The sequence below is a fragment of the Amycolatopsis kentuckyensis genome, assembly GCF_002155975.1.
GTDB classification, from domain to species: domain Bacteria; phylum Actinomycetota; class Actinomycetes; order Mycobacteriales; family Pseudonocardiaceae; genus Amycolatopsis; species Amycolatopsis kentuckyensis.
The window spans coordinates 1-12,600 of sequence record NZ_MUMI01000076.1 but is presented as its reverse complement, the minus strand read 5'-3'; the positions used below and the strand labels follow the sequence as shown (position 1 = coordinate 12,600).

The window sequence follows — 12,600 nt, the reverse complement described above, 5'->3', positions numbered from 1 at the left end:
CCTCCTACCAGGTCCGGGCGGACGGCGGGTCTTCGTCGTCGAGGGAGCCGATGATCCGCCGCCCGGGCTCGCCGAGGTTGTCGAAGACGGCGCCTTCGATGCGGTAGGCGGGGGCACGGCGTTCGGTGTCGCCCCCGCCGCCCTGGGCGCCGCCCATGGCGCCCATGCCGGGCATGCCGGACATCGAGGAGCCGGCCGCGCCGGTGGCCCCGGACGCGCCGGCCGCCGACGCGAACGCGGGCTGCGGCTGGGCGACGCCGGCACCGGTGTGGGCACCGCCGGAGACGGGTGATTCACCGAGGCCGGAGGGGTCGAAGCCGGCGCCGGAGAAGCCGGGGGAACCGCCACCGATGCCTGCGGGGTGTGCGCCGCCACCGCCGCCGTGGGAGCCGCTCCCGCCGCCTGCGGAACCGTCGCCGGCGGGGTGGTCCGAGCCGCCGGCGTGGTGCGAGCCCGGGCCGCCGGAGTCGCCACGGTGGTCGGAGCCCGAGTGGTCGGAGCCCGGGTGGCCGGGGCCATCGCCGCCGTCGTGGGGCGCGAGGTCCGTGAGGGTGCCCCGGTGGGTGGGCAGGTCGTCGAGCTGCTTCGCGGGGGTGTCGCCGAGGGCGCTGTCCGGCTTTTCGTCCTCGCCCAGCGTGTACGTCGTCGGGGTGCCCTTGCCGTCGTCGACCGTGACCACGGTGGGGCCGTCCGGGCCGTCGGGGCGCTCTGCCGTGATCTCGACGCCGCCGTCGCGGATGTGGATCTTGCCGTCGGGGCCCGGGCGGTACGTGTCGGTGTCCGTCCCTTGTGGACCGTCGGTGGGCTTGGCTTCGGACCAGTCGAGCTTGAAGTCCTTCGGGTCGCCCGGTCCGTCGCCGACCTTGATGTCCATCTTGCCGTCGTGGTCCGGCTCGGTCATCTCGAAGGTCTTGTCGCCCTGCTTGACCTTCAGGACGTCCCGGTCGTCGTCGCCCTTGTCGTCGCCGAGGAGGCTGTCGGGCTTGCCGTCCGGATCCGTCTCGATGCCCGGGCCGCCGAATTCCTTCAGGGCGTCGGCGGCCTTCTTCTTCGCTTCCTCCGCGGCCTGCTCGGCCCCGGCCTTGCCGTCCTCACCCGAACCCGAACCCGAGTCACCGCCGCCCGAGCCCGCACCGCCGCCGGACTCCGTTTCGATGCCCGGGCCGCTGAACTCCTTGAGGGCGTCGGCGGCCTTCTTCTTCGCTTCCTCCGCGGCCTGCTCGGCCCCGGCCTTGCCGTCCTCACCCGAACCCGAACCCGAGTCACCGCCGCCCGAGCCCGCACCGCCGCCGGACTCCGTCTCGATGCCCGGACCGCTGAACTCCTTGAGGGCGTCGGCGGCCTTCTTCTTGGCCGCTTCGGCGGCCGCGGCCGCCGCGTCCTGGCCGCTGTCGGACGGCGGCGTCATCGAAGACGGTGTCGTGCCGTCGGATCCCGGGCCGCCACCCGAACCCGAGCCGCCGCCACCCGAACCGAGTCCGGCGCCGGCGCCGGACTCCGTCTGGATGCCCGGGCCGCTGAACTCCTTCAACGCCTCCGCGGCCTTCTGCTTGGCCGCCTCGGCCTCCTGCGCCGCCTGTTGCTTGGCCGCCTCCGCCGCGGCCGCGCCGTCGTCCTGGCCGCCGGACGAGCCCGAGCCACCGCCCGCGCCGCCGCCGGACGGCGTGGACCCGTCCGGGATCGGCGGCACCGAACCGCCGCCCGTCCCGGAGCCACCGCCCGAGCCGCTTCCGGCGCCCGCGCCGCTCGGCAGGTCGGTGCCCGAGCCGCCACCGGACCCGGCACCCCCACCGGGCGCACCGGACCCCGAATCCGTCTCGGGAATCGACGGCACCGGCCCGCCGGCGCCACCCGAACCGGATCCCGAGCCGCCCGAACCGGAACCCGAGCCACCAGACCCAGAACCGGAACCGCCCGCACCGCCGCCGGAACCACCGGGGCCGCCGCCGGAGCCACCAGCGGCACCGGAGCCGCCCGAACCCGAACCGGCCCCGCCTCCAGGACCACCCGGGCCGCCCGCCGAACCCGGCCCGCCGGGCAGCGAAACGCCCTCGAACTCGTTCCGGATCCCGCCCATCACCTTGTCGAGCGCGTCGTACGCCTGGTCGACCAGGTCCTTCGTGTCCTTGCAGGTCTTCGCGAACCCCTGGTACAGCCGGTCCCACATGTCCGGGTTGAACTGGTTCTGCACCCACTGCTTGGCGAGGTCCTGGCCGTGCTTCTTGATCTCGTCGCCGTCGCAGCAGCCCTGGTCGTTGAGCGTCTTGACCAGGTTGGTCCCGAAGTTGAGGTCCATCCAGCCCGCGATCTGGGCCAGGTCCTGCTCGTTGCCGTGCTCACCGTTGGCGACGGCGACGACCTTCTGCGCCATCGTGTAGTCGGCCTTGCCGACCAGGTCGGTGTACATCCCGATGACCGCGTCGGCCTTGCCCTTGCACAGCTGGAACACCGTGGTGGCCGTGCTCAGCGTCGCCTCGCTCGCGGTGCCGAGCGTCTGGGACAGCTTCGCCGCCTTGGGCTGGATCTTGTCGTTGTACGTGTCCGACGCGGCATCGGCACCCGCGCCGCTCCAGCTGCCGAACAGGGTGCCCAGCTGCGAACCGGTGTCCTCGAGCGTCCGGTCGATCGTCTCCGAGCCGCGCTTGAAGTGCCCGGCGTCGGCGACGAAGTCCGCGAAACTGATCCCCCGCTGCTCGTCGAACGGCGTGCGGATGTCCTTGTCGAGGTCGAGCGCGCGGGTGTTGCCGCGGCAGTCGGCCGGGATCTTCGCCAGCAGCGACCCGAACGTCTCGAACAGCTTGAGCGCCGGCGCGGCCGCGTCGAAGATCTCGTCGGACGTCTTGGTCCCGGAGGTGCTGTCGGCCGCGGGCGGCTTCGTCTCGTCGAGCTTCTTCTTGCCGTCGTCGACGGCCTTCTTCTCCTGGTCCTCGTTGTAGCTGTTCTGGTCGCCGCTCTTCTTCGCCTTGTCGTAGGCCTCGTCGACCGACTGGCCGGCGAACAGCGGGTTCGCGTTGAACGCGTGCGCGTACTTGTCGGCTTCCTGCCGCTTCTGCTTGATCTCGTCCGGCTCCTGGTCGGCCAGGAACGGCGGCGGTGGCGGGTTTTCCCGCAGCCAGCTGCTGATCAGCGCGCTCTTCTGCCCCGGCGGAACGCTCGGGTCGTCCAGGATCGCCTTGACGTCGGACCACTTCTTCTTCTCGGCCATCAGAGCGCGCCCCCGGCGTTCGTGATCGTGCCCGCCTGGGTGTCCTCGTTGGCGCTGTAGCTCGACCCGGCGGTGCCGAGGTTCGTGCCGAACGAGCCGAGAGTGCTGCTGTAGCCGGAAACCGCGGCCCACAGCGCCTGCGCGCCGGCGGTGTACTTGGTCGCGTGGGCCCCGTGCGCCCGGCCGAACTTCTCCGCCGTCACCTGCGGCGTCTGCAGGTCCGGGTTGTCGTCCAGCAAGTGTTCCGCCAGGTCACCGATGGTCTTGGACGCCGTCGACAACGCCTCGGTCGTCGCGGTGTACCCCCCGCCGCTCATCTCAGCGCCTCTCGCTTCCCAGTGCGTCCGCGAGCACTTCGGCCACGGACCCCACGTCGGTGAACCGGTCGAGCCGGTCCAGGTCGATCGTCACCCCGTAATAGATCTCCAGCGCCGCCAGCAGCTTGATCCGCCCCTTCGAGTCGATGCCCAGCTCCTCCAGGGGCGCGTCGGGCTCGACGAGAGCCGGGTCGAGCCGGAAGGTGTCGCAGACGACCTTCGTGACCTCGGCGCGGTGATCACCCACAGTCGTCACCATAACGTGCCTTCGCGGCGGACCGGGCGACTTTGCCGCTCGATGTGCGCGGAAGTCCACCGGAAGGGACCAGACGTACCGCGCGCAGCGTCAGACCGTGTTCGCGCGACACCGCGCGCAGCACCGCGCGGGTCACCTCCCGGTCGTCGGCTTCGACGCCGCGCGCCCGCTCGGCCACCACCACCGCGCCCTCGCCGCCGGAGTCCGTGACGCCGAACGCGGCGACGCGGTCGCGGCGGACCGCCGGGTGGGCCTCCCCGGCCGCCGCTTCGATGTCCTGCGGGTGGAAGTTGCGGCCGTCGACGACGATGAGGTCCTTGAGCCGTCCGGTGACGTACAGGTCGCCGCGGTGCACGACGCCGAGGTCGCCGGTGCGCAGCCAGCCGCCGAGGTCGCCGAGCGTGGCCCCGAACGCGGTCGCGTCGCCGCGGCCCCAGTAGCCGGTGGCGACGTTCGGGCCGTGCACCCAGATCTCGCCGACCAGGCCTTCGGGCTGCTCCCGGCCGTCCTGGACGATCCGGACCAGCTGCCCGACGGGACGTCCGACCGACACGAGTTCCTGGCCGCCTTCGGTTTCGACGGCCCGGCCCTGCGCGAGGGCTTCGCGGTCGAACTCCGCGCCGCGCGGCCCTTCCTCGCCCGCGCTCGCGACGTACACCGTGGCTTCGGCGAGCCCGTACGACGGCCGGTGCGCCGCGCGCGGAAAGCCGCGGGGCCCGAACACCTCGTGGAACCGCTCGATCGTGCGCGGCCGGACGGGTTCGCTGCCGTTGAGCGCGACCCGGACGTCCGACAGGTCGAGGTCTTCGCCGGTGTCGGCGTCGGCGGCGAGGTCGTAGGCGAAGTTCGGCGCGGCGGTGAACACCGCGGGGTACTCCGCCAGCTGCCGCAGCCACCGCGCCGGCCGGTGCACGAACTCGGCCGGGGCCATGAACACCGACCGCCCGCCGGCATAGACCGGCAGGCACAGCAGCTGGATCAGGCCCATGTCGTGGAAGAACGGGATCCAGCCGGCGCAGGTCGTGCCCTCGTCGACGCCGTAGGCGAGACTGCCCTGCCAGCAGGCGGCGACGATCGCGCGGTGCGGGATCACGGCACCGGCGGGCTCGCGGGTCGATCCGGACGTGTACTGCAGGTAGGCCGGGCTGTCCGGGGCCACCGGCACCGGATCGGCGCCGGGCCCGGTGAGGTCGTCGACCACCACGACGTGCTCGTGCGCGGGCAGGCGCGCCACCGCGGCCGACGACGTCAGCCACACCCGCGCGCCGCAGTCGGCGAGGACGCCGGAGAGCCGCCCCTCCTGCGCGGGACTCGAGGGCACCATCAGCGGGACGGCGATCAGCCCGGCGGCCAGCGCGCCGAAGAACGCCAGCGGATAGGCGAGCTCCTGGCCGGCGAGGATCGCGACGCGCTCCCCCGGCTCGGCCACCCGCCGCAGCTCACCGGCCACCACGCGGACCCGCGCGGCGAACTCCGCCCACGTCCACGTGTGCTCCGCGTGGCGCGTGTGGTCCTGGTGGGTGAACAACGGCCGATCGTCGTCCGCGCGGGCGAACAGGCGGTCCACGATCGAGACGCGCAGCACCGCCTCGGGGACGGTCACCGGCGCGGTCGGACGGGGCACGCCGGGCAACCTACCGGCCTTCGGAAACCCGGTTCACCCCCGGGGCGAGCGCGGGTACGGTCGCAGACCATGGCCGTACCGGAAGCGCTGGTCTCCGCTCTCGCGGACGAAGACCGGCTGCAGCTCTTCGCCCGCATCTGCACCGCCCCCGACGGGCTCGAAGCGTCCCACGCTCCGGCCAAGCTCGCGAAGCGGCTCGTCGACGCCGGACTCGTCACCGAGGCCGGTGGCCGCTACCGGGCCGTGCCGTCGGTGTTCCGCGACGCGCTCGCCAAGGCCCCGGTCGATCCGCTCGACGCGCTCTTCCGCCACGGGCGGCTCGTTTCGATCCCGCACTCGGGCCGGCGGCGGCAGCTGCTGCTGGCGTACCTGGCCGACCGCTTCGAACCGGGCCGGCTCTACACCGAGCAGGACGTCCGCGAGAAGCTCTCGATGGTCCACGACGACCACGCGACCCTCCGCCGTTACCTGGTCGACGAAGGCCTCCTGCAACGCAGCAACGACGGCGGCGCTTACGGCCGTCCCTCGGAAGCCCGCGCCGCCGGCTGAGTCGCGGGGAGGTCGAACAGCGCCAGGACGCCGGGGTCGGCGAACACGACGTTGTGCGCGATCCGCCCGCCGCGCACGGTGAACACCTGCAGCGTGTGCAGCCGGTACGCCCCGGTGTCGTCGCGGCAGTACGCCACGAGGGCGGGCTGGCCGTTGGCGCTCGCGCGCGTCATGCGCCAGCCGGGGCCGCGCATCGCGAACACGCGCTCCAGGAACCGGCCGTAGTCCTCGGGGCCGCGGAACCACAGCGGGACCGGCGGCATCTCCATCACGACGTCGTCGGTGAGCAGCTCGACCAGCCCGGCGACGTCGGCGCGTTCGAAGGCGCGCACGTAGCGGTCCAGCACCGCTTCGACCGCGGTGTCGTCCGGTTCGGGCACCTCGTCCGCCGACAGGCCGCCGAGCCCCGCGCGGGCGCGCTGCAGGGCGCTGTTGACCGCGGCCGGCGTCGTGTCGAGGAAGCCGGCCACCTCCGCCGCGCTGAACTCCAGGACGTCCCGCAGGATCAGCACCGCGCGCTGCTTCGGCGGCAGCGTCTGCATCGCCGCCAGCAGGGCCAGCCGGAGCGTGCCGCGGCGGGCGAGGTGGCGACCCGGGTCGTCGAGGCGGGCGTCCGGGAACGGGTGCAGCCAGGGGATCTCGAACGACGGCGTCAGCGGCGCGCCCGGGTCTTCGCTCGGGCCGCCGAGCCCGGACGGCAGCGGCCGCCGGGCTCGGCCTTCCAGCGCGGTGAGGCAGGCGTTGGTGGCGATCCGGTAGAGCCAGGTGCGCACCGACGCCCGGGCCGGGTCGTAGCCGTCCCACGCCTTCCAGGCGCGGACCAGCGTGTCCTGCACCAGGTCCTCGGCTTCGTGCACCGAGCCGAGCATGCGGTAGCAGTGCGCCAGCAGCTCACGCCGGTGCGGTTCGGTGCGCGTCGCGAAGTCCTGCATCGTTCTCCCGTTCAGACGGCTTCGGTGGGGTGTACCGGCGCCGCCGCCGGAATTCATCGCCGGCGGGAGAAGATGTTCCTACAGGTCGCCGAAGTCCTCGGGCCGCAGGTCGTCGAGCTCGGCGCGGAACCGCTCGACCTCGGCTTCGGCGTCCAGCACGTCGGCGGCCGGCCCCTCGGTTTCCTGCTCGACCTCGAGCTGCACGGACGCGACGTCCAGCACCTCTTCGGCGACGCGGATGGGCGCGCCCTGCCGCAGGCCGAGCGCGACGGCGTCACTCGGGCGGGCCGAGACGCGGGTGCCCGAGGCGAGCACGAGATCGGCGTAGAAGATGCCGTCCCGCACCTCGGTCAGCTCGACCGCGGCGAGGCCCTGGCCGAACGCGGCGAGCACGTCGCCGAGCAGCTCGATCGTGCCCGGGCGCGGCTGCGCGATCTGTTCCCGCGCGCGCACCAGGGCCTCGGCCTCGCCGTACCCGATCATGATCGCCAGCCAGCGGCGCGCGCCCTCCGGCTCGCGCAGCAGCATCAGGGGCGCCTCACCGGGCACCGGAACGGCCATTCCCACCACTTCGATCGGGATCACGCCGACCACCGCACCCTCCGTGTCGTGGGACTGCTCCGCGCGCGTAATACCCACAACCGGAGGTTCGCAATCCGATCCGGCGGCCGGTTTTTCCCGGGTGGGCTCTTCTCGGCTGCGGACTACGCCCCGGTGCCTTGCCCGGCCACCTCGGCCGCTGTCACCGTCGGAGCGTGGAACCGACGATTTCGCGCAGTGTGACCGTCTCCGCCGACCCGGGGACGGTGTGGTCGTGGGTCACCGACCTGCCGCGGATGGGCGAGCTGAGCCCGGAGAACGTCGGCGGCCGCTGGCTGGACGGCACCGGGCCCGCCCTCGGCGCGCGGTTCCGCGGCCACAACCGCAACGGCGAGCTGCAGTGGTGGACGCGGGTGCGGGTGGTCGCGTTCGAGCCGGGCCGCCGGTTCGCCTTCGACGTGCGCACCCCGTTCGGCTCGCGGGTCTCGCGGTGGGAATACGTGCTGGCACCGGCCGCGGACGGCTGTGCCGTCACCGAGAACTGGTACCGGATCGGCAGCTGGGTGGTGCGGAAGTTCATGGGGCCGCGGGTCACCGGCCGTGCCGACCGCCCCGGGTACAACGTCCGGTCGATCGAGCACACCCTCGCGGCGCTGAAGGCCCGGGCGGAGGAACACGCCGCAGCCGCCTGAGTCTCTTGTTGAAACCTACCTGTCCAGCTAGGTTGTTTTATCGAACCTAGGAGGACCATGACCCACGCCCCGCCGAAGCCCGGCCTGGTGCTGCTCGTCGTCTCGACGGCCGCGTTCCTCGCGAGCCTGGACACGTTCATCGTCACGATCGCCTTCCCCGGCATCCGGGCCGCGTTCCCCGGCGACGACCTGGCGACCCTGTCGTGGGTGCTCAACGGCTACACGGTGCTGTTCGCCGCCTGCCTCGCGCCGGCCGGGCGGCTGGCCGACCGCTACGGCCGCCGCCGGCTGTTCCTCGCCGGCGTCGCGGTGTTCATCCTCGCCTCGGCCGCCTGCGCGGCCGCGCCCTCGATCGGGCTGCTGATCGCCTTCCGCGCGGTGCAGGCGATCGGCGCCGCGCTCGTCATGCCGACGTCGCTGGCGCTGCTGCTGACGGCCTTCCCGCCGCACCGGCGGCCGATGGCGGTCGGCGTCTGGGCGTCGGTCGGCGCGGCGGCCGCGGCCCTCGGCCCGCCGGTCGGCGGCCTGCTCGTCGAGGCGTCCTGGCGCTGGGTGTTCCTGGTGAACCTGCCGATCTGCGCGGTGACGCTGCTGGCCGGGCCCCGCGTGCTGCGCGAGTCCCGGGACACGTCGACCGGCGTCCCGGACGTCCTCGGCGCCGCCGGGCTGCTGGCGGGCGTCGGCGCCCTGGCGTATGCGCTGGTCGAGGCGTCCGACCGCGGCTGGGGCGCGCGGCCGGTGCTGCTGGCGTTCGCGGTGGCCGCCGTCGCGCTGGCCTGGGTCCCGCTGCGCTCGGCGCGGCACCCGGTACCGGTGCTGGACCTGCCGGCTTTGCGCGTCCCGACGCTGTGGCTGGCCTGCCTGACGACCGGCGTCTTCGCGGCCGGGTTCGCGGCGATGCTGTTCGGCAACGTCCTGTTCCTGACGTCGATCTGGCACGACTCGATCCTGGTGGCCGGGCTGTCGCTGGCGCCGGGCCCGCTGGTGGTGGTCCCGGTGTCGATCCTCGGCGGCCGCTTCGTGCACCGCTTCGGGCCGGGCCCGGTGGTCGCCCTCGGCGGCGTCGCGTTCGGGGCGGGGGTGCTGATCTGGTTGCTGCGCATGGGATCGGTGCCCGACTACGCGGCGGCGATGCTGCCCGGACAGCTGCTGACCGGCCTCGGCGTCGGGCTGATCCTGCCGAGCCTGTCGGGGGTGGTGGGCACGGTCCTGCCGCCGCCCCGCTGGGGCGCGGGCTCGTCGATGGTGAACACGGCCCGGCAGGTCGGCACGGTCCTGGGCACCGCGGTCCTGGTCGCGGTCTTCGCGGGCACCCCGGACCTGGCGGACTTCCGGCGGGGCTGGCTGGTGGTCCTGGCGACGGCGGCGGCCACCTGCGCCGGCGGCCTGCTGATCGCCGCGCGGCGGCGGACGGACCACTACGCCGAGCCCCAGGCCCCGTCCAGCACCGCCAGCCCGGCGTCGATGCTCGCCAAGGGGATCGAGCCGTAGCCGAGGACGACGCCCTGGCGCGGGAAACCGCCGCAGAGGTCGGACAGCGTCTGGATCGCCGCGCCGGCCGCGGCCGCGCGGGCCGCGATCGGCTCCAGGTCCGTCCCGTCCTCGGCCAGTGCGCACAGGTGCAGGCCCGCCGCCGAGGGCACCGGGCGGAGCCGGCCGGCGAAAACCCGTTCCAGCGTCGCCGTGATGCGCTCGTGGCGGTCCGCGTAGACCTTCGTCGCCCGGCGGAGGTGGCGGGCGAACAGGCCTTCGTCGATGAACCCCGCCAGCGCGGCCTGCGCGGGCAGGTCGCCGTGCCAGCCCGACAGCTGCCGGGCGTGGTGCAACGCGTCGCGCAGTGACCCCGGGGCGATCAGGAAACCCAGACGCAGCATGGGAAGCAGCGTCTTGGAGAACGATCCGACGTAGGCGACCCGGCCGTCGCGGTCCAGGCTCTGCAGGGGTTCCAGAGGCCGGTCGGAGAACCGGAATTCGCTGTCGTAGTCGTCCTCGACGACGACCGCGCCGGCGCGGTCCGCCCACGCCAGCAGCGCCGTGCGCCGGGCGAGCGACATCGGCGTGCCGAGCGGGAACTGGTGCGACGGCGTGACGTACACGAGCTTCGTGCGCGAAGGCAGCGCGGCGACGTCGAGGCCTTCGCCGTCCACCGGTACTCCGACGACTTCGGCGCCGTGCGAGGCGAACAGCAGCCGGGCCATCCGGTAGCCCGGCTCCTCGACGGCGACCCGGTCGCCCGGTTCGAGCAGGACGCGGGCCAGCAGGTCGAGGGCCTGCTGGGCGCCCTGGGTGACGAGCACGTCGTCGGCCCCGGCCCGCACCGACCGTGAGACGCCGACGTGCCGGGCGATCGCCGCGCGCAGCCCGGGGTGGCCGCCGGGCTCGGCGTAGTGCGCGAACCCGGCGGTGTCACGGAGTTCCCGCGCGAGCAGGCGCCGCCAGGTGTCCAGGGGGAACAGCGTGGCGTCGGGGATGCCGACGCGGAAGTCGAACGCCGGGTCCGGGGTCGCGGCGGCCGGGGACGGGAGCGACCGCCACACCGCCTTCGGTTGCGGCCCCCGCGCCGAGGGGGCCATGCGCGGCTTCGGGGCCGGGAGTTCCGCGGAGACGTACGTGCCGGCGCCGACGCGGCCGGTGAGGAAGCCGTCGGCGGTGAGGCGGTCGTAGGCGACCGCGACGGTGTTGCGCGAGACGGCCAGGCGCCGGGCCAGTTCCCGCGTCGGCGGCAGCCGCTCCCCCGCGCGCAGCCTGCCGTCCAGGACGGCGTCGCGCAGCTGGCGGTAGATGCGGACGCTGAGGTCGCCGCGGCCGGCCAGGCTGACGTGGAAGTCCATCCGGCGAGCTTATATTGGCCCAATCCGATGGGCCGGAATTGGATCTGGGATCGGGCCAAGTCGCGCTCTACCGTTCTTCTCATGACAGCGCTTCTCGAACGGCTTCCCGAACGTCCGAAGACCCGGCCGGCCGGCCGCCTGCTCGCCGCCGCCCAGCTGGTCGCCTCGCTCGGCGACGGCGCGTTCCTGACCTGCTCGGTGCTGTTCTTCACGCGGATCGCCGGCCTGACGCCGGCGCAGGTGGGCCTCGGGCTCACCCTCGGCTGGGCGGTCGGCTCGGTCGCGGGCGTGCCGCTCGGGCACCTCGCCGACCGCCACGGCGCCCGTGGCTCGGCGGTGCTGCTGGCCCTGGCGACGGCCACGTCGATCCTGGCGTTCCTCGTCGTCCGCTCGCCGGTGGCGTTCGTCCTCGCCGCATGCCTCTACGGCAGCTGCCAGACCGGGCTGGCGGCGATCCGCCAGGCGCTGCTGGCCACGCTCGCCGACCCCGAGCGGCGGACGCGCGTCCGGGCGCACCTGCAGTCGGCGGGCAACGCGGGCCTCGCCGTCGGCGCCGGGCTCGGCGGCCTCGCACTGTCGGCCGACACGGCCTCGGCGTACCTCACGGTGTTCGTCCTCGACGCGGCGGCCTTCGTGGTGACGGCGGCACTGCTGCACGCGCTGCCGGCGGTCCCGCGGACTTCCGCGCGCCCGGGAGCGCCGAAGTCCGCGGTGCTGCGCGACCGGCCTTACGCGCTGGTGACGCTGCTGAACGCGATCCTGCTGCTGCGCATGCCGCTGCTGAGCGTGGCGATCCCGCTGTGGATCGTCGAACGCACCGCGGCGCCGGGCTGCACGGTGTCGGCGCTGTTCGTGCTGAACACGGTCGTGGTGGTGGTCCTGCAGGTCCGCGTCGCGGGGCGGCTGGCCTCGCTCGATGCGGCGGCGCGGATGGTGCGCCGGTCGGGTGTGGTGCTGATGGCGTCCTGCGTGGCGTTCGCGCTGTCGGCGCTGGGAACGTCGCCGGCGGTGGCGTTCGCGGTGCTCGTCGCCGGGGCGCTGGTGCAGGTGCTCGGCGAGATGCTGCAGTCGGCGGGCTCGTGGGAGATCGGCTTCGCGCTGGCCCCGGCGGACAAGCAGGGCGAGTACCAGGGCTTCTTCGGCAGCGGGACATCGGTGGCCCGAGCGGTCGGCCCGGTGCTGCTGAGCACGGTGGTGATCGGCTGGGGCTTCCCGGGCTGGCTCCTGCTGGGCGCGGTGTTCGCGGGAGCGGGCTGGGCGATGGGCCCGGCGGTCCGCTGGGCCGCCGCGACCCGCCCGGCTACTCGCTGACCTGCGCCACCACGACCCGCCCAGCCACTCACCGACCTCGGCCGCCCCGCCCTGCTACTCACTGACCTCGGCCACCACGACCCGCCCAGCCACTCACCGACCTCGGCCACCACGACCCGCCCAGCCACTCACCGACCTGGACCGCCACGACCCGGCCGGCTACTCGCTGACCTGGGCCGCCGCGGTCTGGTGCAGCGAAAGGTTCTGGCCCGCGGCCGAATCGTCGGCCCAGGCGCCCGACTCCGCCGTCCACGTCCGGCCCGCGAAGCTCACCTTGTCCACGCCCAGCGCCTCCGCGCGGCCGACCAGCCAGGTCGCGTACGTCCAGCCCTGCGCCGCCGGG

At 73.9% G+C, this 12,600-nt stretch carries 11 protein-coding genes and 1 pseudogene; 4 read left to right on the top strand and 8 right to left on the bottom strand.

The window, feature by feature from the left end; translation table 11 throughout:
- Nucleotides 1–4: 4 nt before the first annotated feature.
- Genes CCN39_RS52570 through CCN39_RS08280 form a run of 4 tightly spaced genes read right to left on the bottom strand, consistent with a single transcriptional unit; the run spans nt 5 to nt 5,402 of the window.
- Nucleotides 5–3,205: a WXG100 family type VII secretion target gene (locus CCN39_RS52570; RefSeq protein WP_086840001.1), complete on the bottom strand. Its 3,201-nt coding sequence runs from the start codon at nt 3,203–3,205 to the stop codon at nt 5–7.
- On the bottom strand, nt 3,205–3,522 hold the full coding sequence (locus CCN39_RS08290; RefSeq protein ID WP_086840000.1) for a hypothetical protein: 318 nt from the start codon (nt 3,520–3,522) through the stop codon (nt 3,205–3,207). Before CCN39_RS08290 ends, CCN39_RS52570 begins: the two co-directional genes overlap by 1 nt.
- Before the next feature lies 1 nt (nt 3,523).
- Nucleotides 3,524–3,769, bottom strand: coding sequence for an acyl carrier protein (locus CCN39_RS08285; protein WP_208630174.1), 246 nt, complete (start codon nt 3,767–3,769; stop codon nt 3,524–3,526).
- Nucleotides 3,762–5,402, bottom strand: coding sequence for a fatty acyl-AMP ligase (locus CCN39_RS08280; RefSeq protein WP_086839999.1), 1,641 nt, complete (start codon nt 5,400–5,402; stop codon nt 3,762–3,764). Before CCN39_RS08280 ends, CCN39_RS08285 begins: the two co-directional genes overlap by 8 nt.
- A gap of 69 nt (nt 5,403–5,471) precedes the next feature.
- On the opposite strand from CCN39_RS08280, the gene CCN39_RS08275 reads away from it, so the two are divergent.
- Nucleotides 5,472–5,951, top strand: a complete 480-nt coding sequence (locus CCN39_RS08275) for a DUF2087 domain-containing protein (protein WP_086839997.1) — start codon at nt 5,472–5,474, stop codon at nt 5,949–5,951.
- Here CCN39_RS08275 and CCN39_RS08270 read toward each other — a convergent pair.
- Nucleotides 5,915–6,883 carry a sigma-70 family RNA polymerase sigma factor gene (locus CCN39_RS08270; RefSeq protein WP_086839995.1) on the bottom strand — a complete coding sequence of 323 codons (969 nt, stop codon included), beginning with the start codon at nt 6,881–6,883 and terminating at the stop codon, nt 5,915–5,917. The genes CCN39_RS08275 and CCN39_RS08270 overlap by 37 nt on opposite strands.
- Nucleotides 6,884–6,961: 78 nt before the next feature.
- Nucleotides 6,962–7,477, bottom strand: coding sequence for a bifunctional nuclease family protein (locus tag CCN39_RS08265; RefSeq protein ID WP_086839993.1), 516 nt, complete (start codon nt 7,475–7,477; stop codon nt 6,962–6,964).
- A 161-nt stretch (nt 7,478–7,638) separates the two neighbouring features.
- On the opposite strand from CCN39_RS08265, the gene CCN39_RS08260 reads away from it, so the two are divergent.
- Complete coding sequence (locus CCN39_RS08260; protein ID WP_167455011.1) at nt 7,639–8,115, top strand: SRPBCC family protein; 477 nt, start codon at nt 7,639–7,641, stop codon at nt 8,113–8,115.
- A 57-nt stretch (nt 8,116–8,172) separates the two neighbouring features.
- Nucleotides 8,173–9,606 carry an MFS transporter gene (locus CCN39_RS08255; RefSeq protein WP_086839989.1) on the top strand — a complete coding sequence of 478 codons (1,434 nt, stop codon included), beginning with the start codon at nt 8,173–8,175 and terminating at the stop codon, nt 9,604–9,606.
- Here the strand turns inward: CCN39_RS08255 and pdxR are convergent.
- Entirely contained in the window at nt 9,534–10,946 is a 1,413-nt protein-coding gene (gene pdxR / locus CCN39_RS08250; protein ID WP_086839987.1) for a MocR-like pyridoxine biosynthesis transcription factor PdxR, read from the bottom strand. The genes CCN39_RS08255 and pdxR overlap by 73 nt on opposite strands.
- A gap of 81 nt (nt 10,947–11,027) precedes the next feature.
- Between pdxR and CCN39_RS08245 the strand changes: the two genes are divergently transcribed.
- Nucleotides 11,028–12,257 carry an MFS transporter gene (locus CCN39_RS08245; RefSeq protein ID WP_086839985.1) on the top strand — a complete coding sequence of 410 codons (1,230 nt, stop codon included), beginning with the start codon at nt 11,028–11,030 and terminating at the stop codon, nt 12,255–12,257.
- 159 nt (nt 12,258–12,416) lie between these two features.
- Here CCN39_RS08245 and CCN39_RS08240 read toward each other — a convergent pair.
- A pseudogene (locus CCN39_RS08240) lies at nt 12,417–12,600 on the bottom strand (hypothetical protein); the annotation flags it as partial.

What these genes read in the sequence shown, in the direction of transcription:
- CCN39_RS52570 (WP_086840001.1), bottom strand. Translation starts at nt 3,205, where the DNA reads ATGGCCGAGAAGAAGAAGTGGTCCGACGTCAAGGCGATCCTGGACGAC.
- CCN39_RS08290 (WP_086840000.1), bottom strand. Translation starts at nt 3,522, where the DNA reads ATGAGCGGCGGGGGGTACACCGCGACGACCGAGGCGTTGTCGACGGCG.
- CCN39_RS08275 (WP_086839997.1), top strand. Translation starts at nt 5,472, where the DNA reads ATGGCCGTACCGGAAGCGCTGGTCTCCGCTCTCGCGGACGAAGACCGG.
- CCN39_RS08270 (WP_086839995.1), bottom strand. Translation starts at nt 6,883, where the DNA reads ATGCAGGACTTCGCGACGCGCACCGAACCGCACCGGCGTGAGCTGCTG.
- CCN39_RS08255 (WP_086839989.1), top strand. Translation starts at nt 8,173, where the DNA reads ATGACCCACGCCCCGCCGAAGCCCGGCCTGGTGCTGCTCGTCGTCTCG.
- pdxR (WP_086839987.1), bottom strand. Translation starts at nt 10,946, where the DNA reads ATGGACTTCCACGTCAGCCTGGCCGGCCGCGGCGACCTCAGCGTCCGC.
- CCN39_RS08245 (WP_086839985.1), top strand. Translation starts at nt 11,028, where the DNA reads ATGACAGCGCTTCTCGAACGGCTTCCCGAACGTCCGAAGACCCGGCCG.